Source organism: Haliea atlantica (genome assembly GCF_054779855.1).
The window spans coordinates 18,816-42,842 of sequence record NZ_BAAGXL010000018.1; the positions used below are offsets into that span (position 1 = coordinate 18,816).

At 65.4% G+C, this 24,027-nt stretch carries 16 protein-coding genes; 5 read left to right on the forward strand and 11 right to left on the reverse strand.

Annotation, left to right across the window (positions count from 1 at the left end; translation table 11 throughout):
* Positions 1-2 precede the first annotated feature (2 nt).
* Positions 3-743 (reverse strand): RNA methyltransferase, encoded by a 741-nt coding sequence (gene trmJ, locus ACYVGS_RS11690; protein WP_460588866.1) that lies wholly within the window; start codon positions 741-743, stop codon positions 3-5.
* A gap of 119 nt (positions 744-862) precedes the next feature.
* Between trmJ and ACYVGS_RS11695 the strand changes: the two genes are divergently transcribed.
* Positions 863-1,693, forward strand: coding sequence for an inositol monophosphatase family protein (locus ACYVGS_RS11695; protein WP_460588867.1), 831 nt, complete (start codon positions 863-865; stop codon positions 1,691-1,693).
* Between the two features lie 232 nt (positions 1,694-1,925).
* Here the strand turns inward: ACYVGS_RS11695 and secF are convergent, their stop codons facing one another.
* The 4 genes from secF to ACYVGS_RS11715 all read right to left on the reverse strand — a co-directional run bounded on the left by secF (position 1,926) and on the right by ACYVGS_RS11715 (position 9,992).
* On the reverse strand, positions 1,926-2,840 hold the full coding sequence (gene secF / locus ACYVGS_RS11700) for a protein translocase subunit SecF (protein WP_460588868.1): 915 nt from the start codon (positions 2,838-2,840) through the stop codon (positions 1,926-1,928).
* On the reverse strand, positions 2,837-4,726 hold the full coding sequence (gene secD / locus ACYVGS_RS11705; protein WP_460588869.1) for a preprotein translocase subunit SecD: 1,890 nt from the start codon (positions 4,724-4,726) through the stop codon (positions 2,837-2,839). The genes secF and secD overlap by 4 nt, the downstream gene beginning before the upstream one ends.
* A gap of 85 nt (positions 4,727-4,811) precedes the next feature.
* On the reverse strand, positions 4,812-8,720 hold the full coding sequence (gene purL, locus ACYVGS_RS11710; protein WP_460588870.1) for a phosphoribosylformylglycinamidine synthase: 3,909 nt from the start codon (positions 8,718-8,720) through the stop codon (positions 4,812-4,814).
* A gap of 84 nt (positions 8,721-8,804) precedes the next feature.
* Positions 8,805-9,992 carry an acyl-CoA dehydrogenase family protein gene (locus ACYVGS_RS11715; protein ID WP_460588871.1) on the reverse strand — a complete coding sequence of 396 codons (1,188 nt, stop codon included), beginning with the start codon at positions 9,990-9,992 and terminating at the stop codon, positions 8,805-8,807.
* A gap of 145 nt (positions 9,993-10,137) precedes the next feature.
* Between ACYVGS_RS11715 and mltF the strand changes: the two genes are divergently transcribed.
* Positions 10,138-11,559, forward strand: a complete 1,422-nt coding sequence (gene mltF, locus ACYVGS_RS11720; protein WP_460588872.1) for a membrane-bound lytic murein transglycosylase MltF — start codon at positions 10,138-10,140, stop codon at positions 11,557-11,559.
* 27 nt (positions 11,560-11,586) lie between these two features.
* Here mltF and tadA read toward each other — a convergent pair whose 3' ends face one another.
* Positions 11,587-12,054, reverse strand: coding sequence for a nucleoside deaminase (tadA, locus tag ACYVGS_RS11725; RefSeq protein WP_460588873.1), 468 nt, complete (start codon positions 12,052-12,054; stop codon positions 11,587-11,589).
* A gap of 145 nt (positions 12,055-12,199) precedes the next feature.
* Between tadA and katG the strand changes: the two genes are divergently transcribed.
* A complete protein-coding gene (gene katG, locus ACYVGS_RS11730; protein WP_460588874.1) occupies positions 12,200-14,374 on the forward strand; it encodes a catalase/peroxidase in 2,175 nt (724 codons plus the stop codon).
* Here katG and ACYVGS_RS11735 read toward each other — a convergent pair.
* The 3 genes from ACYVGS_RS11735 to ACYVGS_RS11745 are packed head-to-tail and all read right to left on the reverse strand — an operon-like array spanning position 14,343 to position 18,802.
* On the reverse strand, positions 14,343-14,696 hold the full coding sequence (locus ACYVGS_RS11735; protein WP_460588875.1) for a GNAT family N-acetyltransferase: 354 nt from the start codon (positions 14,694-14,696) through the stop codon (positions 14,343-14,345). The genes katG and ACYVGS_RS11735 overlap by 32 nt on opposite strands.
* Positions 14,697-14,711: 15 nt before the next feature.
* On the reverse strand, positions 14,712-17,756 hold the full coding sequence (locus tag ACYVGS_RS11740; protein WP_460588876.1) for an efflux RND transporter permease subunit: 3,045 nt from the start codon (positions 17,754-17,756) through the stop codon (positions 14,712-14,714).
* A complete protein-coding gene (locus tag ACYVGS_RS11745) occupies positions 17,753-18,802 on the reverse strand; it encodes an efflux RND transporter periplasmic adaptor subunit (protein ID WP_008250648.1) in 1,050 nt (349 codons plus the stop codon). The genes ACYVGS_RS11740 and ACYVGS_RS11745 overlap by 4 nt, the downstream gene beginning before the upstream one ends.
* 63 nt (positions 18,803-18,865) lie before the next feature.
* On the opposite strand from ACYVGS_RS11745, the gene ACYVGS_RS11750 reads away from it, so the two are divergent.
* Together ACYVGS_RS11750 and ppsA are read left to right on the forward strand one after the other, a co-directional pair.
* Positions 18,866-19,525 (forward strand): TetR/AcrR family transcriptional regulator, encoded by a 660-nt coding sequence (locus tag ACYVGS_RS11750; protein ID WP_008250649.1) that lies wholly within the window; start codon positions 18,866-18,868, stop codon positions 19,523-19,525.
* A gap of 83 nt (positions 19,526-19,608) precedes the next feature.
* On the forward strand, positions 19,609-22,020 hold the full coding sequence (gene ppsA / locus ACYVGS_RS11755; RefSeq protein WP_460588877.1) for a phosphoenolpyruvate synthase: 2,412 nt from the start codon (positions 19,609-19,611) through the stop codon (positions 22,018-22,020).
* Here the strand turns inward: ppsA and ACYVGS_RS11760 are convergent.
* The gene (locus ACYVGS_RS11760) at positions 22,017-23,024 is read right to left on the reverse strand and encodes a polysaccharide deacetylase family protein (protein ID WP_460588878.1); all 1,008 of its coding nucleotides are present in this window, start codon (positions 23,022-23,024) and stop codon (positions 22,017-22,019) included. The two genes, ppsA and ACYVGS_RS11760, sit on opposite strands and share 4 nt — an antisense overlap.
* Complete coding sequence (locus tag ACYVGS_RS11765) at positions 23,021-23,767, reverse strand: glucosaminidase domain-containing protein (RefSeq protein ID WP_460588879.1); 747 nt, start codon at positions 23,765-23,767, stop codon at positions 23,021-23,023. Before ACYVGS_RS11765 ends, ACYVGS_RS11760 begins: the two co-directional genes overlap by 4 nt.
* Between the last annotated feature and the right edge of the window lie 260 nt (positions 23,768-24,027).

Here is a 24,027-nt window from a genome sequence, read left to right on the forward strand (position 1 = left end):
GGTCAACTTTTGTCCCGCGGGGTCTGCTTGAGGGTCTCTGTCAGGATGCCACGCAGGATATTCAGCTCCATCTCGTCCAGCCGCACCCGCCCGTAAAGCCGACGCAAGCGGGTCATCAACTGGCGCGGCGCCGCGGGGTCCAGGAAACCGATCGCCACCAGGGTTTCTTCGAGATGGGTGTAGAAGCGCTCCATGTTCTCGCGGGTGGCGAAGGGCGCATCCCACTGGTCCTCCGGCTGCTCCGGCAGCTCACCCGCCACCTGCAGCATGCGCAGCTCGTAGCAGACAATCTGCACCGCCATGGCCAGATTGAGGGAGCTGTAATCCGGATTTGTGGGCACGTGTAAATGCAAGTTGCACAGCTGAAGCTCATCGTTGGTCAGGCCGCGATCCTCGCGCCCGAAGAGCACGGCCACCTGCTCGCGACTCGAGCGCTGGGCCACCTGCTCGGCGCAGCGCCGCCCGTCCAGCACCGGCCAGGGGATACGCCGGCCGCGTGCACTGGTGCCGACCACGAACTGGCAGTCGGCGATTGCCTCCTCGAGGGAATCGACCACCTCGGCCTGCTCGAGCACATCCAGTGCGCCCGCTGCCCGCCAGGTGGCGCGTTCGTCGGGATACTGTCGCGGCGCCACCAGCACCAGCCGCGACAGCCCCATGTTTTTCATGGCCCGGGCAGCCCCGCCAATATTGCCGGGATGGGAGGTGTTCACCAGTACGATACGGATATTGTCAAAATCCATGGATTCAGCTGCCGTCGCCGCGCGAGAAAAGCCAACGAGTATAGCAGATTGCCGGTGTCGCCCGGCGCATAACTGCTGCTATAATCCGCCGCCCCACATACCGCACCCAGGACTGTCCTATGGAACCCATGGTCAACATCGCGCTGCGCGCCGCCCGCAAGGCCGGAGAACAGATCGTGCGCGCCTCGGATGACCTGGACCGGCTCAACGTGCGCAGCAAGGGCCGCAACGATTTCGTTTCCGAAGTGGACCACGCCGCGGAGCGGGAAATCCGCTACCACCTGAACAAGGCTTACCCCGACCACGCGATCCTGGGCGAGGAGGAGGGACTGATCGGCGACGAGAACGCCGAATACCGCTGGGTCATCGACCCACTGGACGGGACCACCAACTTCCTGCGTGGCATTCCCCACTACGCGATTTCGATTGCCTGCCTGTACCGCGGCAAGGTCGAACACGCGGTCGTGGTCGACCCGGTGCGCCGGGAAGAGTTCACCGCCTCCCGCGGCCGCGGCGCCCAGCTCAACGGCCACCGCATCCGCGTCAGCAGCCGCCCGAGCCTGGACGGCGCTTTGCTGGGTACCGGCATTCCCTTCAAGAATCACTGCGACAGCCAGCTGCCCAACTACACCAAGTCCCTGGAGCTGCTGGCCGCCCAGTGCGCCGGCATCCGCCGCGCTGGCGCCGCCTCCCTGGACCTGGCCTACGTTGCCGCCGGCCGCCTCGACGCCTTCTGGGAACTGGGCCTGGCCCCCTGGGACATGGCCGCGGGGGCACTGCTGGTCAAGGAAGCCGGCGGGCTGGTGGCCGACGTCGATGCCTCGGACCGCTTTATGGATTCGGGCAACATCGTGGCCGGCAACCCCAAGTGCTTCAAGGCGGTCCTGCAGGTCACCCGCCCCCTCCTCGCTCGCCGCGAAGCTGCCGGTTCCGATTCCGCCGAGGATTGAGCACCCTCGCCTGACCTCGCCGGCCGGCCTGCCCGGCTGGTTGCTCTGCCCGGGTACTTCGAACACGGAGGACGGCGAGGTAGCCAAGGGCGTTCCGGGACCGTCGGCGGCCAGGGAGGGCCGCCAATGAGCGTACAGGGATGTATACACAGCGTGTCCCGGAACGCCCTTGGCTACCTTGCCGCCCGGGTTTGCTTACAACCGGTGCGGCAGGCGGCCGCAATAGAGACTGTCAGGGCGCCAAGTCGTCCTGCTCTGCCCCTTCCTTGACCGGAATCATCAGGTCCTCCTTGCTGACATTGAGCATCAGCAGGGTATTCGCCGCCACATAGATGGACGAGTAGGTCCCGATGACCACGCCGACCAGCAGGGCGATGGCAAAGCCGTAGATCATGTCGCCGCCGAATACCGCCAGGGCCACCAGCACCAGCAGGGTGGTCAAGGAGGTCACCAGGGTGCGGCCCAGGGTCTCCGAGAGGGAAATGTTGATGATCGAGACCGGCCCCTCGCCGCGCACCTTGCGGAAATTCTCGCGGATGCGGTCGGAAACCACGATGGTGTCGTTGAGGGAGTAACCGATGACCGCCAGCAGGGCTGCCAGCACGGTGAGGTCGAAATCCATGCCAGTGATGGAGAAAAAGCCCAGTGTAATCACGATATCGTGGAACAGGGCCGCCACCGCGCCGACGGCGAATTTCATCTGGAAGCGGAAGGCGATGTAGAGCATCACCAGGCCCAGGGCCAATAGAATGGCCAGGCCGCCCTGCTCCCGCAACTCCGCGCCCACCTGGGGGCCGATAAACTCGGTCCGACGCAGCTCCACCGTGCCTTCGAAGTTGTCCTGCAGCAGCGTCAGCATGGCCCGGGCATCGGCATCCGACTTGCCCTGGGGCAGACGGATCAGCACATCGCGGTCGGTGCCAAAGGCCACGACCACCGCACCGGCAAAGCCATTGCCGTCCAGCAGCCCGCGAATGGCACTGAGGTCGGCGGTTTCACTGTAGTGCACCTCGACCAGGGTGCCGCCGGTGAAATCGAGGCCCCAGTTCAACTGGCGGGTCGCGAGAGAGCCGATCGACAGGACCAGCAGGACCACCGACAGGCCGAGGGCCAGCTTGCGCTGACCCATGAAGTTCAAGACTTTCATGCCTGCGCCTCCTTGACAGACCCGATGGACAGAGTGCGCACCTTGCGGCCACCGTAAATCAGGTTGACCAGTGCGCGGGTACCGACAATGGCGGTAAACATCGAGGTCACGATGCCCACCGACAGGGTCACTGCGAAGCCCTTGATCGGGCCAGTGCCCACGGCATAGAGAATCACCGCGACGATCAGGGTGGTGATATTGGCGTCGAGAATGGTCGACAGGGCTGCATCATAGCCCTGGTGAATCGCCATCTGGGGACTTCGGCCCTGCTTCAGCTCCTCACGTATCCGCGAGAAGATCAGCACGTTGGCGTCCACCGCCATACCCACCGTCAGCACGATGCCGGCGATACCCGGCAGGGTGAGAGTTGCCCCGATCAGCGACATGAAGGCCACCAGCAGAATCAGGTTGGCACTCAGAGCGACTACGGCAATGACACCGAACAGGCGGTAGTAGAAGATCATGAACAATACCACCAGGCCGAGACCGTACTGTACTGACTTGACCCCCAGGCGAATGTTTTCCGCACCCAGGGACGGGCCCACGGTACGCTCTTCGACGAAGGTGATGGGCGCGGCGAGAGCACCGGCGCGCAGCATCAGCGCCAGCTCGGAGGCCTCCAGCGGACTGTCCAGACCGGTAATCTGGAACTGTGCCCCGAGTGCCGACTGGATCACCGGCGCAGTGAGCAGCTTTTTCTCGTCGTAGGGGATCTGGATTGGCTTCTCGGTGCCGTCCTCCTGGACTTCGTAACGGGTGCGGTACTTGCGCTCGATGAACAACACGCCCATGCGGCGCTTGATGTTGTTGCGGGTGGCCCGGGACATCAGCGTGCCCCCCTCGCTGTCCAGGCTGATCTGCACGTTGGGACGACCGTTCTCGTCGAAACTGGCCTGGGCATTGGCGACGTGCTCGCCGGTGATGATCACGTCACGCTCGAGCCACTCACTCATCCCGGCACGCTCTTCACCGCGGTACTCGAATTCCTGCTTCTCGGACTCCGGGGCATCCAGGTTCGCCACCAGGCGGAATTCCAGGTTGGCCACCGTACCCAGGATACGCTTGGCTTCCGCTGTGTCCTGGATGCCGGGCAACTCTACCACGATACGGCTGCGGCCCTGGCGCTGTACCAGGGGTTCGGAAACCCCCAGCTCGTTGACCCGGTTGCGCAGGGTGGTCAGGTTCTGGCTGACGGCGTAATCGGCGATCTCGCTGATCATCTGCTCGGTCATGGCGGCGTAGAGGATCCAGCTGTCACCCTCCTCCACCCGGTCCAGGAACAGCTCGGGGTGCTCGTCGGCGACCAGCTCGCGGGCTCGATCGCGGTCCGCCTCACTGCGGAAGCGGGCCTCGACCCGCCCTTCGCGGTCCTGGCCAACCATGCCGCGGATACGCTCCTCCCGCAGCAGACGCCGCACCGAGTTCTGATAAAACTCCTGGCGCCGCTCCACCGCGGCATCGATATCCACTTCCAGCTTGAAGTGCACCCCGCCACTGAGATCCAGCCCCAGTTTCATCGGCTGCGCACCGAAGTCACTGAGCCACTCCGGCGTGGTGGGCGCGAGGTTCAGGGCGACGATATAGCCGTCGCCCAGGGCGCGCTGCAGGCGCGCCTGGCCTACCAGCTGCTGGTCGGCACTGCGCAGACGGATCAGGGCATTGCGGCCACTAGGATCGATCTCCTCGCCGAAATGCTCAATGCCAGCCTCCTCCAGGGCCTGCGTGGCTCGCGCCAGGGTCTGCTCGTCGATCACCTGGGCGCTGCTGGCACCGGTTACCTGCAGGGCCGGATCGGGCGTGTAGAGATTGGGAGCCGCGTAGAACAACCCAAGGCACAGCACGGCGAGTACCAGCAGGTATTTCCACAGAGGGTAGGAATTCAGCATGACATTACTCGGGCCCGAAAAAGGCCGTCCATTATAGAGAAACAGGCAGGGGTCACAAGGACCGCCCGGCGGGCGGCCCTGCAGCTTATCCCAGCCAGCGGCGTGCGTTGCGGAACAGGCGCAGCCAGGGACCGTCCTCGCCCCATTCCGCCGGTGCCCAGGAGTGCTGGACGGTGCGGATCACCCGCTCCGGGTGTGGCATCATCACCGTGACCCGTCCGTCGCGACTGGTCACCCCGGCGATACCCAGCGGCGACCCGTTGGGGTTGGCCGGGTAGCGCTCGGCCACCGACAGGTCGTTTTCCAGGTAGCGCAGAGCCACCTGGCCGCCACTGTCGCAGCTGCGCTGCGCCTGCTCGTCGGTGAATTCGGCGCGGCCCTCGCCGTGGGCCACGGCGATCGGCATGTGTGAACCCGCCATGTCGGCGAGCAGAATGGAGGGGTTCTCCTCCACCCGCACCAGGGCCAGGCGCGCCTCGAATTGCTCCGAGCGATTGCGGCGGAAGCGCGGCCAGTGCTCGGTACCCGGAATCAGCGACTGCAGGCTGGAGACCATCTGGCAACCGTTGCAGACACCCAGGGTGAAGCTGTCATCGCGCAGGAAGAAGGCGGCGAACTGCTCGCGCAGCCCCTCGTTGAAGAGGATGTTTTTCGCCCAGCCCTCGCCGGCACCCAGCACGTCGCCGTAGGAAAAGCCGCCGCAGGCGACCAGGCCCTTGAAGTCCTGCAGGTGATGGCGCCCGCTGTGCAGGTCGCTCATGTGCACATCGACCGGCGTGAAGCCGGCCCGATGGAAGGCCGCGGCCATTTCCACGTGGCCATTCACGCCCTGCTCGCGCAAGACCGCCACCCGCGGACGGGCGCCGGTGGCGATGAAGGGAGCGGCAACATCCTCGGCCGGGTCAAAGCTCAGCCCAGCCGACAAGCCCGGGTCCTCGGCAGTGACGCGGGCAAACTCCTCGTCGGCACAGGCGGGGTTGTCGCGCAGCGCCGCCATGGCGTGACTGGTGCGCGACCACAGGGCCTGCAGGCGGTCGCGACGGTCCTCCAGCAAGAGGCTGTCACCGGACTGCAGGCGCACACGGTTACCGGGCACCGCCCGACCCAGGACCTGCAGGCAGTCGCCGAGGCCCAGTTCCGCCGCGCGCTGCTGCAGCTGCGCCAGATCGGCCCGGGCGATCTGCAGGACGGCCCCGGCCTCCTCGGCAAACAGCGCGGCCAGGGGCTCAGCGCCAGCACCGGGGATATCCAGCTCCAGGCCACAGTGGCCGGCAAAGGCCATCTCCAGCAGGGTTACCAGCAGACCGCCGTCGGAGCGGTCGTGGTAGGCCAGCAGGCGTTCGCCGGCCAGCAGTTCCTGGACCAGGGCAAAGAAGCCGCGCAGATCTTCCGGACGCTCGACATCCGGCACCCGGTCCCCCAACTGGCCATAGACCTGGGCCAGCGCCGAGCCGCCGAGGCGGCAGGCGCCGCGGCCAAGATCGAGCAGTACCAGCACGGCATCCGCCTCGGGCTGCAGCTGCGGCGTGACCGCCAGGCGGGCATCGGTGACCGGAGCAAAGGCGGAGACGATCAGCGACACCGGCGCCGTCACCGCTTTCGCCTGATCATCCTCCTGCCACTGGGTGCGCATGGACATGGAGTCCTTGCCCACCGGAATGGTGATACCCAGGGCCGGGCAGAACTCCAGGCCCACCGCGCGCACGGTGTCGTAGAGAGTGACATCCTCCACGCCGTGGCCCGCCGCGCACATCCAGTTGGCGGAAAGCTTGATGTCCTGCAGCCGCGCCACCGGCGCCGCACAGAGGTTGGTAATCGCCTCGGCCACCGCCATGCGGCCCGAAGCCGGCCCGTCGATCAGCGCCAGCGGCGTGCGTTCGCCCATGGCCATCGCTTCCCCGGCATGGCTGTCATAGGAGACCGTGGTCACCGCACAGTCGGCCACCGGAACCTGCCAGGGCCCGACCATCTGGTCCCGGGCCGCCATCCCGGTCACCGTGCGGTCACCGATGGTAATGAGGAACTGCTTGCTGGCCACGGTGGGCAGCTGCAGGACTCGCTCCAGGGCCTCTTCCAGGGGGGCGTCGATATGCACGGGCGCGTGCGCTACCGGACGGCGTACCACTTCCCGATGCATCTTCGGTGGCTTGCCGAACAGCACCGACATGGGCAGGTCCACCGGACGGTTGTCGAAATGCGGATCCGCCAGCACCAGGCACTGTTCCTCGGTGGCCTCGCCCACCACGGCATAGGGTGCCCGCTCGCGCTCGCAGATGGCGGCAAAGCGCGGCATGTCGCGAGGCTCCACCGCCAGCACGTAGCGTTCCTGGGACTCATTGCACCAGATGGCCAGGGGCGACATGCCCGGCTCGTCATTGGGCACCGCGCGCAGGTCGAAGCGACCACCGCGGCCACCGTCCTTGACCAGCTCCGGCAGCGCGTTGGACAGGCCACCGGCGCCGACGTCGTGGATGAAGGCGATCGGGTTATCGGCACCCAGCTGCCAGCAGCGGTCGATGACTTCCTGGCAGCGGCGCTCCATCTCGGGGTTCTGGCGCTGCACCGAGGCGAAATCCAGGTCTTCGTCGCTGGCCCCACTGGCCATGGAGGACGCCGCCCCGCCGCCGAGACCGATCAGCATCGCCGGGCCACCGAGCACCACCAGCTTGGCGCCGGCGCTGAACTGGCCCTTCTCGACGTGTTCCTCGCGGATATTGCCATAGCCCCCGGCGATCATGATCGGCTTGTGGTAGCCGCGACGCTCCTCGCCATCCGGCCCCGGGGCATCCAGCTCGAAGCTGCGGAAGTAACCGCAGAGGTTGGGGCGGCCAAATTCATTGTTGAAGGCGGCGCCGCCAATCGGCCCCTCCAGCATGATCTGCAGGGGAGAGACAATGCGACCGGGCCGCCCGTAGTCGGACTCCCAGGGCTGGGGCAGGTCGGGAATGCACAGGTTGGAGACCGAGAAACCGGTCAGGCCCACCTTGGGCTTGGAGCCCCGGCCCACGGCACCCTCATCGCGAATCTCGCCCCCCGAGCCGGTACCGGCCCCGGGGAAGGGGGCGATAGCGGTCGGGTGGTTGTGGGTTTCCACCTTCATCAACAGGTGAATGTTCTCGTCGGAGAAGCCGTACTCGCCGCTCTCCGGGTCGGGATAGAAGCGCCCCGCCCGGTGTCCGCGCACTACCGCGGCGTTGTCGGAGTAGGCCGAGAGCACATCTTCGCCGCCGCAGGCATGGGTGTTGCGGATCATCGCGAACAGCGAGTGGCTCTGCTCCTCGCCATCGATGCTCCAGCTGGCGTTGAAGATCTTGTGCCGGCAGTGCTCGGAGTTCGCCTGGGCGAACATCATCAGCTCCACATCACTGGGGTTACGGCCCAGGGCGGTAAAGCTTTCTACCAGGTAGTCGATTTCGTCATCCGCCAGGGCCAGGCCCAGCGCGCGGTCCGCCTGCTCCAGGGCGGAGCGCCCCCCCGCAAGCACATCGACACTGCCCATGGGGGCAGGCTCGGCATGCTCGAACAGGCAACTTGCCGCCTCCAGGCTGTCGAGAACGCTCTCGGTCATGCGATCGTGAAGCAGCGCCTTCACCTGCTGCCGACTCGCGGCGTCCAGGCCCTCCGGCAGTTTCAGCCAGAAGGCGGTGCCCCGCTCAAGGCGGCGAACCGCTCCCAGACCACAGTTGTGGGCGATGTCGGTGGCTTTGCTGGCCCAGGGGGAGATGGTCCCCGGGCGCGGCACGACCAGCAACAGTGTCGAAGCGGCGATAGCCGCCGCACTCGGAGCGGGCGGTGCACCGGCGGCCGGAGAAGCGTCCCCCAGCAACTGACTCAGCCGCAGATCATCGCCGTCGGCGAGCGCTGCGGAAAGTTCGGCAAAGTGGACGAACTGGCTGTCCAGCAGGCGAATATCGGGGTGAATGGCAGACAGCTTTTCGGCCAGCTTGTCAGCCCGGAAGGGAGACAGGGCCGGGGCACCGCGCAGGATCAACATGCTGTGGCGAGCTCCAGGAGGGATCAAATGGAAGCTCGCTATTGTACGTGATCCCGGCGCCCCGGTTAAGGCGACATATCTACACTAGACGAAGAAGTCGCTCGAGTCGGCGCCCAGGAGCACGGAACCGAAATTGCGCCCAAAGGCGGTCGGGTTGTTGGCTACGTGGGCCCGGCCGGTGTGGATATCCATGAAGCGCTGCTGCAACTCGTTACCCAGGAAGACCGAGCTGCCACCGGCGGAGGAGAACAGGCTATCGATCACACCCATGCAGCGCTCGATGACCAGGGAGGCCTGGTAGCGGTACTTGATGCGCTCCAGCACCGGCACCGACTCCCCGGCACGCACCTGCGCCATCATGCGATCAAAGTTGCTGAACAGAATCGCCTCCAGTTCGTCCAGGGTGTTGACCGCGACGGCGATACGCTCCTGGGTGGCAGTGTCACCGGCGAGCTTGGTGACATCACCGCTGGCCTTGCCGAGCACGGTGCGGCGGTAGATATCCACGGCATCACGGGCGGCGCCGATCGCCGGAGTACAGACCACACGCACGAAGAGCTGGGCCCAGGGCAGACGATACAGCGGCGCGCTGTCCGCGGTCACGCCGGGGTTGGTGCCCTGGAAGCCGTCTTCGGCCTTGTGGGTGCGATAGTCGGGCACGAAGACATCCTCCACGACGATATCCTTGGAGCCGGTGCCCTGGAGACCCATGACGTGCCAGGTGTCGACGATTTCGTAATCGCGGCGGGGCACCAGGAAGGTGCGGAAGCCCCCGTCCGGGCAGATGGCACCCAGCAGGGCCCAGGTACAGTGGTCGCTGCCGCTGCTCCAGCCCCAGCGGCCGCTGAAGCGGAAACCGCCCTCGACTTCGGTCACCTTGCCCATGGGCGCATAGGCGGAGGAAGCCCGGGCGTGAATATCATCACCCCAGACCTCCTCCTGGGCGCGCTCATCCATCAGTGCAATCTGAAAGGCGTGCACTGCCACGATGCCCGCGGCCCAGGCCGTGGACATACAATTTTCCGCGATCGCCAGGTGCATGCGAAAGAAGTCCTGGGGGTCCACCTCTAGGCCACCCCAGCGCTTCGGCTGCAGCGCCAGGAAGAAGCCGGCCTCCTTGAGCGCATCGATGTTTTCCTGGGGCACCATGCGCTCCTCGCGGGCGCGGCCGGCATTGCCCCGGAACAGTTCACCCAGGGCAGCCACCTTGGCAAAAACCTCATTGGCACCGGTCTCGGGGCGGTGAGTCAGGGGAAGCGCGGGAAGTGTCATACTATTGTTCTCCGGGTTGACGGTTGACAGGTTCAAGCCTAGCGCTGAAACAGATTCCGCCCATACCTTGAATAGGGGATCAGTCGGGCTTTGTCCACTTTCCGTAGAGCTTCGCAGATTCCACCGACCCGGTTACCATGGCCTCATGCGTTCCTATCTCGCTCTTTTACTGTTCGCTCTGCTGCTGGCGGGATGCCAGCAGCGGGACAGCCTGCGCGATATTCTCGATGGCGGCGAGCTGGTGGTGGTCAGCCGCAGCAGCCCGACCACCTTCTACCTGGGGCGCGAAGGCCCCACCGGCTTTGAGTACGATCTGGCGCAACTCCTCGCCGAGGACCTGGGCGTCGAGCTGCGCCTGGAACCCGCTTTCACCCTGACCGAGGTGCTGTCGCACCTGGAACGTCGGGAAGCCCACCTGGCCGCGGCCGGCCTCAGCCTGACAGCGGAACGCGCGGCCCGTTTCCACCACTCCGTGCCCTACGCCGAGATCAGCACCCAGGTGATCTACCGCACCGGCCAGAGACGCCCCGCGGACATGGACGACCTGGGCGATCTGCGCCTGGTGGTACTGGCCGGCAGCTCCCACGAGCAGACCCTGGAACGGCTACAGGCATCCACCCAGCCGGGTCTGCGCTGGCAATCCCTGGCGGAGGCGGACTCGACCGAGCTGCTGGAACGCGTGGAAAACGGCGAGGCCGAGCTGGCCATGCTGGACGCCAATGAGTTCCGCATCCAGCAGGCACTCTATCCACGCCTGGCGGTCGCTTTCGATCTCGGCGAGGTCCAGGAAATGGTCTGGTACATGGCGCCAGGGGAGCCCGGGGCAGCCCTGCAGGCCCGGGTCAATGATCTGTTCCAGCGCCTGCGCGAAGAGGGACGGCTGGAGCTGCTGAAGGACCGCCATTTCGGCCACGCCAGCGCCCTCTCCCGCATCGGCTCCCACACCTTTGCCCGCAGCATTCGCACCCAGCTGCCGGAGTGGCGATCAATGATTCGCCAGGTGGCAGCGGAATACCAGCTGGACTGGCGCCTGCTGGCGGCCATCGCCTACCAGGAATCCCACTGGGACCCGGAGGCAACCTCCCCCACTGGAGTGCGGGGCATGATGATGCTGACAACGCCCACGGCGGAGGAAATGGGCGTCAGCAATCGCACCGACCCCCTGCAGAGCCTGCGAGGGGGGGCCCGCTACTTCAAACAGCTGCGCCGGCGACTGCCGGGGGACATTCCCGAACCGGACCGCACCTGGATGGCCCTGGTCGCCTACAACATTGGCCGCGCCCACCTCTCCGACGCCCGCGTCCTGACCGAGCGGATGGGGGGCGACCCCCACCGCTGGGCGGACCTGATGGAGTACCTGCCCCTGCTGCAGAAGCGGGAGTACTACCGCACCACCAAATACGGCTTCGCCCGGGGCCTCGAGGCCGTCAACTATGTGCAGAACATCCGCCACTACTACAGCATTCTGCAGTGGCAGGATCAGCCCGCCGAGAAACCCAGCCCCCCGCTGGATACCCGGGAGTTTCTGCCTGAGGTTTTACGGGGTGTCCGCCTGCAGGCACTCTAGCGCAACACGCGGGCACCGGGCCCGGTATCAGACGCGAGGCTGACGCCGCGCACGGAAGAAGTCGCGCAGCCGCCGAGATGCTTCATCGGCCAGCACGCCCTCCCGCCAGTTCACCCGGTGGTTATAGAAGTCACTGGAGAGCAGCTGACACTGGCTGCACACCGCACCCGCCCGGGGCTCGCGGGTCGCGAATACCAGCGTCTGCACCCGCGCGTGCACCATGGCCCCCACGCACATGGTGCAGGGTTCCAGCGTCACATAGAGAACCGCACCAGGTAGGCGGTAATTGCCCACCTGCGTCGCCGCAGCCCGAAGGGCGACAATCTCGGCGTGGGCAGTCGGGTCGCGGGCCGAGATCACCTGGTTAAAACCTTCACCCAGCAGCTCACCGTCGCGCACCACCACGGCGCCGACAGGCACCTCGTCCCGCTCCGCCGCCAGATCGGCCAGCTGCAGCGCACGCGCCATCCAGTCTTGATCATCGCTGAAGGTCACTGCTCCCCCTATCCTCACACCATGCCGGCGCGATGATAGCGCGGATCCCTTCAATTTTTCGATCGTGAACTTCGAGCAAATCCAGTTCTCTGAAACAGAGAGTCGCGGTAGTGTGGGTCCACAGCTCTTCAGGAAGGAGAACATCATGACACAGAGTGACAAGGCCCCCGCCGGCAAATGCCCGGTCATGCATGGCGGCAACACATCCGCAGGCAAAACCTCAATGGACTGGTGGCCGGAGAGCCTGAACCTGGACATCCTGCACCAGCACGACCGCAAGACCAACCCGATGGACCCCGACTTCAACTACCGCGAGGCGCTCAAGACGCTGGACTTCGACGCCCTCAAGCGCGACATGCACGCGCTGATGACCGACAGCCAGGACTGGTGGCCAGCGGACTGGGGGCACTATGGCGGCCTGATGATCCGCCTGTCCTGGCACGCCGCGGGCACCTACCGCATCGCCGACGGTCGCGGTGGCGGCAGCACCGGCAACCAGCGCTTCGCACCGATCAACTCCTGGCCCGACAACGTCAGCCTGGACAAGGCGCGCCGCCTGCTCTGGCCGATCAAGAAAAAGTACGGCAACAAGATCAGCTGGGCCGACCTGATCGTCTACGCCGGTACCGTGGCCTATGAGTCCATGGGGCTGAAGACCTACGGTTTCGCCTTTGGCCGCGAGGATATATGGCACCCCGAGAAGGACACCTGGTGGGGTGCCGAGAAGGAGTGGCTCGCCCCCTCTGACGAGCGCTACGGCGACGTGGACAAGCCGGACACCATGGACAATCCCCTCGCCGCGGTGCAGATGGGCCTGATCTACGTGAACCCCGAGGGCGTGAATGGTCAGCCCGACCCCCTGAAAACCGCCGCACAGGTGCGCGAGACCTTCGCCCGCATGGCCATGAATGACGAGGAAACCGTGGCCCTGACCGCCGGCGGCCACACCGTGGGCAAATGTCACGGGAACGGCGACGCCAGCAAGCTCGGCCCCGAGCCCGAGGCATCTGACGTCGAGGAGCAAGGCTTTGGCTGGAAGAACCCCCACGAGAGCGGCAAGGGCCGCTACACCGTCACCTCCGGGATCGAGGGTGCCTGGACGACCCACCCCACCCGCTGGGACAACGGCTACTTCCGGCTGCTGCTCGGCTACGACTGGGAGCTGAAGAAAAGTCCCGCCGGAGCCTTCCAGTGGGAGCCGGTCGATATCCGGGAAGAGGACAAGCCGGTGGACGTCGAAGACCCGTCGATCCGACTCAACCCGATCATGACCGACGCCGATATGGCGATGAAGATGGACCCGGTCTACCGCGAGATTTCCGAGCGCTTCTCCCGCGATCAGGCATACTTTTCCGAGGTCTTCGCCCGCGCCTGGTTCAAGCTGACCCATCGCGACCTGGGGCCGAAGGTCCGCTACATCGGGCCGGATGTCCCCGCGGAGGATCTGATCTGGCAGGACCCGGTACCCGCCGGCCCCACCGACTATGACGTGACTGCGCTCAAGCAAAAGCTCGCTGCCAGCGGGCTGAGCATTGGCGAGATGGTCGCGACTGCCTGGGACAGCGCGCGCACCTTCCGCGGCTCCGACCTGCGCGGTGGCGCCAACGGTGCCCGTATCCGCCTGGCGCCACAGAAGGACTGGGAAGGCAACGAGCCCGAACGCCTTGCCAGGGTCCTGTCAGTGCTCGAGCCCCTCGCCGCGGAAGCGGGTGCCAGCCTGGCCGACACCATTGTGCTGGCGGGCAACGTCGGCATCGAGCAGGCCGCCCGGGCCGCGGGAATCGAGATCGAGGTGCCCTTCGCACCCGGTCGTGGCGATGCCAGCGACGAGATGACCGACGCCGACTCCTTTACGCCCCTGGAGCCGATCCACGACGGATACCGCAACTGGCTGAAGCAGGACTATGTGGTCAAGCCGGAAGAACTGATGCTCGACAAGACCCAGCTCCTCGGTTTGACGGCGCCGGAGATGACCGTGCTGGTGGGCGGCATGCGCATGCTCGGCACCAACCACGGCGGCACCCAACACGGGGTGTTCACCGATCGCGAGGGTGTGCTCAGCAACGACTTCTTCGTCAACCTGACCGACATGGGGAATACCTGGAAGCCCGCGGGCAACGGCCTCTACGAGATTCGCGACCGCAATAGCGACGCGCTGAAGTGGACCGCGACCCGCCTCGACCTGGTGTTCGGCTCCAACTCGATCCTGCGCGCCTACGCAGAGGTCTACGCCCAGGACGACAACCGTGAGAAATTCGTGCGCGACTTCGTGGCCGCCTGGAACAAGGTCATGAACGCGGACCGCTTCGACCTGGCGTAACGCCCTCGGCGAGTCGGCGGCACATGATTGTCACCGACTCGCCGTGATACTCACACACTTCCCTGTCGCGCCAGCCGAGTCGTCGATACAGTGACTGCTGGTCTGGGGTGAACAGGTAAAAGCAATCGATCCCGTTGTCGCGGGCCTCCCCTTCCACTCGCCGCACCAGCTGCGAGGCGATCCCCCGCCCCCGCCACGCCGGCAGCACGAACACCGAGGCCAGCCAGGGCGTCAGCTCGGGGCGAGTGTCCATGTCCTGCGCCAGCAGGCTGGCCATACCGACCGCGGCGCCGTCCACGATTGCCGCGAACACCGAGGGCACGCCGCCATCCCCGCATCAGCGCTCGGGCACTTGAAGTCGGAACCACAGGGCGTACAGAGCCGGCACAAACAACAGGGTAATCGCCGTGCCCACGGCAATGCCGCCGATCAGAACGTAGGCCAACGGCCCCCAGAAGCTGTCTAGGGTCAGGGGCACAAAGGCGAATACCGCGGCCAGCGCGGTCAACACGACCGGCCTGGCGCGCTGCACCGCCGCCTCGATCACCGCGGTGGCCGCCTCCAGCCCTGCCTCCAGATTGTCCTGCACCTGCTGGGTGAGGATCATCGTGTTGCGCATGAGAATGCCGGACAGGCCGATCAGCCCGAGCAGGGCATTGATCCCGAAGGGCTGGTCGAACAGCACCATGGCGGCTACCGCTCCCACGAGCCCCAGGGGCGCCGTGGCCACCACGATAAACAGCCCCGAAAAAGAGCGCATCTGCAGCATGATGAGAATCAGCGTCAGGATCACCATCACCGGCTGCATTGCCTGGATCGAGCCTTCCCCCTTGGCCGAGCTCTCGATACTTCCCCCCAGTTCCATGTGGTAGTCGAGGGGCAGCTGGCTGCGGAAACTCTCCAGCTGCTGCCAGATGGCCATCTGCACCGCCGGCGCCTGGGCGCCGCGCACATCCGCCTGCACCGCCAGCACCCGCTGCCGGTTGTGGCGTTTGATCACCGGGTCCTCAAACTCCACGCTCAGCTCACCCAGCTGAATCAACGGCAGCTTGTCGCCGGACTGGTTGCGTATTTCCAGGTGCTCCAGGTCGGGCAGAGTATCGCGCCGTGCCCGTGCTCGCAGCTCTACTGTGCGGACATCCCGGCGCAGTTCATCGATCGGCAGGCCGTCCAGCTGGAACTGCACCTGCCTGGCGACCTCGCTGGGTGTCAGGCCCATCAGGCGCAGTCGCTCGCTGTCCATTTTGAGCCGCACCACCGGCACCCTCTCGTCCCAGTCCAGGTGGGTGCCCGTGGTGTTCGGATGCGCGTCGACCCGTGCACTGACCTCCCGCGCCAGCTCCCTCAGGACCAGGGGGTCGGGACCAAGTATGCGGAAGGTAACTGGCCAGACCACGGGTGGGCCGTAGAACAGACGAGTCAGTCGAATACGGGCCTCGGGAAATTCGCCGGCATCCACGTGGGTCCGCAGGGTCTTCAGGATATGATCACGCCCATCGGCATCCTCGCCAATGGCGATAATCTTGGCAAATGCGGGGTTCGGCTGCTCCGGGTTGGCCGAGAGGAAAAAGCGGGGAGCCCCGGCGCCCACATAGGAGGACAGGCTGCGCACCTCGGGCATGTCCTCGAGGACAGCCTCCAGGCGCTGCACCACGCGGTCGGTCACACCGATCGCACTGCCCTGGGGCAGGTAGATTTCCACCAGGGCCTCGGGCCTGTCCGAGGCGGGAAAGAACTGCTTCTGTACCACGGTATTCATGCCCACCACACCCAGCGCCAGCAGAGCGACGGTCACCGCCACCACGCTCTTGCGGTGGCGAACGCAGGCTAGGATCAGCCCGCGCAGGCAACGGTAGAGTGGCGTCTGGTAGGCGTCCTCACCGTGCCCCTGACTGTGCAGGTCCGGCAACAGCTTCACGCCGAGCCAGGGGGTGAAGGTCACCGCCACCAGCCAGGACACCAGCAGGGAGAAGGCCATGACCCAGAAGATATTTCCCGCGTACTCACCGACGCCGGAGCGGGCAAAACCGATCGGCACGAAGCCCACCACCGTGACCAGGGTACCGAAGAGCATCGGCGCCGCGGTAACGTTCCAGGCATGGGTGGCCGCCTGGACCCGGTCCCAGCCGGCCTCCATCTTCACAATCATCATTTCGATGGCAATGATGGCGTCGTCCACCAGCAGGCCAAGGGCGATAATCAAGGCCCCCAGGGTGATTCGGTCGAGGTTGATCCCGGTCAGTTTCATCAACAGGAAGGCCAGCCCCAGGGTCACCGGTATGGCGATCCCCACGATCAGGCCAGCTCGCAGGCCGATGGAAAGAATGCTCACCGCCATCACTACGGCCACCGCGACCAGGAACTTCACCTGGAACAGGTCCACCGCCGCCCGGATCATGTCGGTCTGGTTGGTCAGGGTATGCAGGGTCATGCCCAGGGGCAGACGGCCGCGCTCGCGCTCCAGGAAGGCGGATAACTCCGCCCCAAAATCCAGCCCGTTCTCACCCTCGCGCATGACCACACCCAGCAGAATGGCATCCTCCCCGTGTGCCCTGACCAGGTAACTTGGCGGGTCCTCGTAACCGGAGTGGACGGTCGCGAGGTCCCCCAGGCGCAGCAGTCGATCACCAATGGCGACGGGGACCGCCTCCAGCGCACCGCGGGCGGAGAGGTCCGAGTCGATACGCAGGTAGGTTCGCGGCCCCTCGCGGTCGATGAAACCGGCGGGGGCCAGCTGGTTGTGCGCCGCGATGGCATCAAAAATCACTTCGGGGCGAACCCCAAGGTTGGCCAGACGCGCCGGATCGAACTCCACGAAAACCCGCTCGCTGCGCTCACCTAGGAGCAGCACCTTGCGCGTGCCGTCCAGGCGCTGCAAGCGGTCACGGATAGCCTCCGCCTCGCGGGTCAGGTCGGCCATCGGCAGGCCCGGTGCAGTCAGCGCCAGTAGCGAGAAGTAGACGTCGGAGAAATCATCGTTGACGATCGGGCCAATCACCCCCTCAGGCAGGTTCGGCGCCTCGTCCCACATCCGCTTGCGCACTTCATAGAAGAGGTCGGGCACCGCTTCACTGGGCGTATAGTCCTCGAACTCCACCTGCAGATCGACACGCCCCGGACGAATCACGGTTTCGATGCGATAGAGGTTCTCGACCTCCTGGATGCGCTGCTCCAGACGGTCGGCCACCTGCTCCTCAATCTCTTCCGGGGTCGCCCCCGGCCACAGGGCGGAGACCACCATGATGCGCACGGTAAAACTCGGGTCCTCGGCGCGCCCCAGCGTCGTGAAGGCATAGACCCCGGCCACTACTGACAGCAGCAAAAAGAACAGCGTGAGGGCACGCTCGCGCACCGCCAGGGCAGAGAGATTGGGGAAACTCATTGCCTGCGCTCCCGCACCGCCTGGCCGGGTTCCAGCAGATGGGTACCGAGCCGGATCACCGGCGTGCCGGCGGGCAGATCCACCGCCACCAGCACACGATCGTCGCGCAAACCGGCGATCGATACCGACACCGGGTGCGCCTCACCGTCGCGCAAGGTCCAGATTCGGGGACCCTCCCCACGTTCATCCAGCGCGGAGAACGGCAGGGCAAAGCGCTGCGAACTGCCGGTTTCGTGGAGATCAACCTGAACCACAACCCCAAGCGGCAAACTCTCGTCGCTGTCATCCAGCTGGTAGCGCGCGCGCCAGGTACGACTCGCCGGGTCCGCAGAGCCCGCCACTTCACGCAGGTGTATCGCGCGGGGCGGCTGGTCGCGCCAGCGAACCGTGCCCTGAACCGGAGCCGGCCCCACGTCGGGGAGGAACACCTCAATCTCGCGCTCGCCCCGTTGGGCCAGCAGAGCGACCGGCTCGCCCGCCGCCACAACCTGACCGGGCTCGCCACTGACCTCGATCAGCACCCCGCCCTGCGCCAGTCGCAAATCGGCATATTCGCGCTGATGGCGGGCACTGGCGAGACTGGCGGCAGCCGCGTCCACCCGGCTGCGGGCATCCTGCTCCGCCAGGCGAAAGCGCGCCAGGCTCTGGGCACTGACAAAATTCTGCGCCACCAGTTGTTCCTGACGCGAGAGTTCACTGACGGCCGTCTCCCGTGCCGCCCTGGCTGCAGCCAGTTCCGCCTCGGCAATGCGCAGCGCCTGGTCGAAATCCCGCGGGTCGAGGCGAAACAAAACCTGGCCAGGCGTCACCTTCTCCCCCGCATTGGCCCGGCGCTGCAGGATGCGCCCGCCAACCTGGAAGGCGAGTGGCGTTTCAAACCGCGCCCGCACGGTGCCGGAAAGCTGCAGGCGCTGATCCGAGGTCGCCCTCAGGGGCACCGTCAAAACCCAGTGGGCCGCGGGCGCCTGGGCCTGATTACCGGTATCCTCGCCACAGGCAGCCAGGGTAAACGCCGCCAGAATGGCGACCAGCCTTGCTCGCAACATGAAAGGTGATCCATCCGCCAATTTAGTGTACGGTATCGTACAGTAATTAAGAGGTACGCACCAGTGTCAAGCAAGCAGGCCAAAGCCGCACCGTCCTCTACCGCGAGCAACGCCCGGCCCGGGCGACCGCCCGACCCGGCCAAGCAACGCGCCATTCTCGACGCCGCGCGGTCACTGCTGTTCCAGGGGGGCCCGGGTGAGCTCTCCATGGAGGCCGTAGCGCGCCGGGCGGGTGTCTCGAAGGTGACGATCTACGCCCGCTATGCCAATCGCGAAGCCCTGCTCGACGCCGTAATTGGCGACCAGGCCAACAGCCTGATGGACAGCCTCAATCTGCAACCGGAAGACGCCTCCAGTGCCCGCAAGGCGCTGTGCAGCTTCGGCCAACAGCTGCTGAGCTTCGTCCTCGGTGAGGAGCACCAGGGCTTCCTGCGCCTGGTACTGGCCAGCCCCGCTTCTTCCCAGGCGATCCTGGCGCGTATCTACCGCTCGGGACCGGAAGCCACTCACGCGCAGCTGGAACACTGGATGACCCGGGCCGATGCCGCCGGCCTGCTGCGCATACCGGACCCGCCACAAAGCACGGAGCTGTTGATTGGCATGCTGCTGGGACTGGAGTTGATCCGGCTACTCTACGGCCAGCCGGCAAAATTCACGGGCGAGTCCCTGGAAACGCATGTCGAGCAGGTGGTGGACCGCTTCCTCAGCCTGCACGGGACCTGATGGCTCCGGCGCCATGCCTGCGCGCCACAACGCCTGCCCTGGTCTATCCTGTAGCGGCAAGCCCACAAGCAGGAGATGATGCGGTGAACCAACCAGAAACCGTCCTGTGGTTCGACACCCTTGACCTCTCGTGCCTGCCGCAAGTCGGTGGCAAGAACGCCAGCCTGGGGGAAATGTACCAGCGCCTGAGCGAGGAAGGGATCCGGGTCCCCTTCGGTTTTGCCACCACGGCGCAGGCCTTCCGCGACTACCTGGCGGACAACCGGCTGGAGGCCCCCATCCGCGAGGCTGTGGCTGCCATGCGTCGAGGCAGCCAATCGCTCGAAGCCACCGGCGGAGCCATCCGCGAGCTGATCCGCAGGGGGAATTTTTCCAACCGCCAGCGCACCCTGATCACGGGCGCCTACCGCGAACTCTGTGAGCGCCTGCAGACCCCCTCCCTGGCTGTCGCCGTGCGCAGCTCCGCCACCGCGGAAGACCTGCCCGAGGCTTCCTTTGCCGGACAACAGGAGAGCTTCCTCAATGTCCGCGGCGAGGAGGCCCTTCTGCAGGCCTGCCGCGAATGCTACGCCTCCCTCTACACCGATCGCGCCATTGCCTACCGGGAAGAGCGAGGCTTCGAACACGAACAGGTCGCCCTGTCCGTCGGTGTCCAGCAGATGGTGGAATCCGCCGCGGCGGGCGTGATGTTCACCCTGGATACCGAGAGCGGCTTTCCCGACGTGGTGCTCATCAGTGCTGCCTGGGGCTTGGGGGAAACCGTCGTGAAGGGTTCGGTCAATCCCGACCGCTACATGGCCTACAAGCCCTTCCTCGAGGAGCGCGCACTGAGCCCCGTGATTGAAGCGAGCGTGGGCAGCAAGCTGGTGAAAATGCGCTATGCGCTACCGGAGGATAGCCAGCCCTCGGATGCCGACGATGATCAGGGGCCCACTGTCACCGTCCCTACCAGCACGGCAGAACAACGCAGCCGGGTGCTGGATGACCTAGCGGTCCTGCACCTGGCCCGCTGGGGAGCCAGAATCGAGGCGCACTACGGGCGGCCCATGGATATCGAGTGGGCCCGGGACAGCGACGGGCAGCTGTTCATTGTTCAGGCCCGGCCGGAAACCATAGAATCGCAGAAGGACCGCAGCGTCCTGGTGAGCTATCACCTGAAGGAAAAAGGTCGGGTGCTGCTTGAGGGGGCAGCCGTGGGCAGTGCCATCGCCGGCGGGCCGGTCTGCGTGGTGGACCGGCCGGGTGATGTCGATGCCTTTCCCGAGGGTGCCATCCTGGTCACCGAGCGCACCGACCCGGACTGGGTACCCATCATGCGCCGGGCGGCGGGTATCGTGACCAATAGCGGCGGCACCACCAGCCACGCGGCCATTGTCAGCCGGGAGCTGAAAAAACCCGCCATCGTTGGCTGCGGCGATGCCACCGCTATGCTGCGGGATGGGATGGAGATCACCATCAGTGGCGCAGAAGGCGCGACCGGCAAGGTGTATGCGGGCCTGCTCGACTTTGACTGCGACTCCATCAGCCTCGCCGAGCTGCCGCACTCCCGCACACAACTGATGATCAATGCCGCACTTCCAGACGGCGCCCTGCAGTGGTGGCAACTGCCTGTGTCCGGTATCGGGCTCACGCGGATCGAGTTCATCATCTCCAGCCAGATTCGCGTCCACCCCATGGCGCTGGTCCACCCGGAAAAGGTAAGCGATCCACAGGTCGCAAAGGACATTGCCGAGCTGCATGCCGGTCACCAGCAGCCGGTCGACTACTTCATCGATGGGCTGGCGCGGGGCGTGGCGCGAATTGCTGCCTCACAGTATCCGCGCCCCGTCATTGTGCGCATGTCGGACTTCAAATCGAACGAGTATCGCGGCCTGCTGGGCGGTGAATTCTTCGAACTGGAAGAAGAAAACCCCATGCTCGGCTTTCGCGGTGCCTCACGCTATTACCACCCCCTGTACCGCGAGGGCTTTCAACTTGAGTGTCGCGCCATCCTGCGAGCCCGCGAAAGTATGGGCTTCGACAACATCATCGTGATGATTCCCTTCTGCCGCACGCCGGCGGAAGCAGACCGGGTTCTTGACACCATGGCCGAAGCGGGCCTGCGGCGCGGCAAGGACGGGCTGCAAATCTATGTGATGTGCGAGATCCCCTCCAATGTGATTCTCGCGGACCAGTTCGCTGGGCGTTTTGATGGCTTTTCCATTGGCAGCAATGACCTGACCCAGCTAGTACTGGGCATAGACCGCGACTCCGCGGTTCTGAAAACGCTTTTCGACGCTCGGGATGAAGCCGTCAAACGGATGATCGAGCAGGTGATCCGGGTGGCCCACCAGCATGGGTGCAAGGTGGGCATCTGTGGCCAGGCTCCCTCCGATGACCCGGAGTTCGCCGAGTTCCTGGTGGATTGCGGGATTGACTCGATCAGTCTGAACCCCGACTCGGTGGCCCGGGCAAGCGCGCATGTGGCGGCAGCTGAGAAAAAGCGGCGCCCCTAATCCCCCAGCCAAAGATAGGAGTACCAGTAAAATTCACCTGCACCCTCACTGCTGGGGGCCGTGCAGTTGACCTTGTTGCGGCCGCCGCGGGTCGGCGGCAAGTCGACAGCGTAACGGCGCTCTCCCATCTGATGGAGAGACAGGGCCTCACCGCTTGAGGCGAAACAGGCCAGCCCGGCCAGGGCCTCACCGGAAAGCGTGATGCTCAGCACCCCGTCATCTACCCGCTCCTGTACCACCGGCAGTGGCCGGCTGTGAACACCCTGGCGCAGACGCTGCAGACTGTCCTGACCGCTCGCCATTGGAAAGCGTGGAATCTGCAGCGGATCAGTAACTGCGCCAACGGCGCCTGACTGCTGTGCCAGCCCGAGCAGCTGGCGACGGGAAAGCGCGCCCTTGAGCTGGCTGTTATATTCGCCAAAGGGGTAGGCAAAGGCCTGGATATCCACCTGCAGTTCCGCACGGATTCGCTCGCGGTTGCGGTCGATCTCATCGTCTATGCGCTGCGCCCACTGGGCGTCACTCTCGCCGGACCGACGCCGCGCCAGGTAATCGTGGCTGTGGGAGTGGCCACCGATACTGGCACCCATGGCAAGCAGCTCCCGGGCCTGCTGCCAGGACATGTAGCCGGGCACCTGGTCGTCGAGCGGCTGACTGGCGAGAAACACCGTGAAGGGCCAGTCACGATCGGCCAGGCGGGGTGCGGCCTCGGTGAACACTGATCGGTAGGCATCGTCAAAGGTGATGGCCACGGCATTGTCAGGTAGCGGCCCTCCCGCCAGGGCCTTCTCCAGAAGAAGCTGTAGCGGCATGACGGTGAAGCCATGGTCCTCGAGGTAGTCCAGATGTGCGGTAAAGCGCTCGGGAGTCACGCTGGTGCTGGCCGGGGTCTCCTGACTGACGTGGTGGTAAAGCAGAATGACGGCATGGTCGGCGGCGCGCAGCACGGGCGACAGGGAAAACAAGCCCACCGCCAGTATCGCCGCAAGCGTGCGCAGGCTCACGCTTGAGTGTCCTCAAGCTGTCGGGTGGTGAATTCGCGATACTGGCCAATCATCGCCTTGACCTCCTGAACGTAGTCCTCCCGGCGCTCGGAATAGTAGAGCAGGCCGTCGGCGAGAAACCGCGCCGACAGCGCGACGTCGCGGTCGCGCTGGCGCGCGCGCAGCTCGTGGAAAGCCCGGTACCTGGGGTGCGTGTTCAGGTTGTGCATGTAACTGGCGATAGCGTCACTCACCGAAGCATAGACGCGGAGCTCGTGGCGCTTCCCCGTGCCGCGGGCCAGCGGCACCAGACCGCAACCGGGCTCAAAACACCAGTGGCCGAAGAGGTTGTTGGCCTTGACCGCAAAACGCGAACGCCCCCAGGCTGACTCCTTGGCCGCCTGCACCAGGGCCAGCTCCAGGGGGACCACATCGACACGTTGCAGCAGGATCTCCAGCTGCTCCGCAACCGTCAGCTCCTCGGGCACTGCATAGGTCTCGGCGAGACGCCGCACCCGCCAGCGATCCAGCAGATTGAGTTGCTCCCCGAGCTGCTGTTTGTCAGCCAGAGCCAGCAGGGAGCGGCGCTCCTCGCGCAACCGGTCGTTCTGCTCGCGTACAATCGGCGTCAGGTAGTCATAGAAGGCCTGTTTCAGTTCCGGCACCTGGTCGTAGCGCGAGAAGTCCGGCAGGGGACGTGAATCCGCTGCGAAAAACCACCAACCGAAGAGGAACAGCACGACCACCCCACCGACTGCGACCATCGGTTTGTCGCGCAGTGCGGCCGCGATTGTCGTACCTGAAAGCCTGTTAAACATCCTGCTGACTGCCTGTTGACTCCACGTCTGCCGTTTTAGCTGAACACAACCTTAACATGATATCCCGGCGGAATCGCGGCATGCCCAGGAACTGACCGGGCCGAGAGCAAGGGCGCGGCCACCGGGGACGCCGGCAGAAAATCCGGGGCTCCTCGTCACTCTGAGTGGAATTAGACCACATGCTGGGGCATCCTACCGCGCACCGA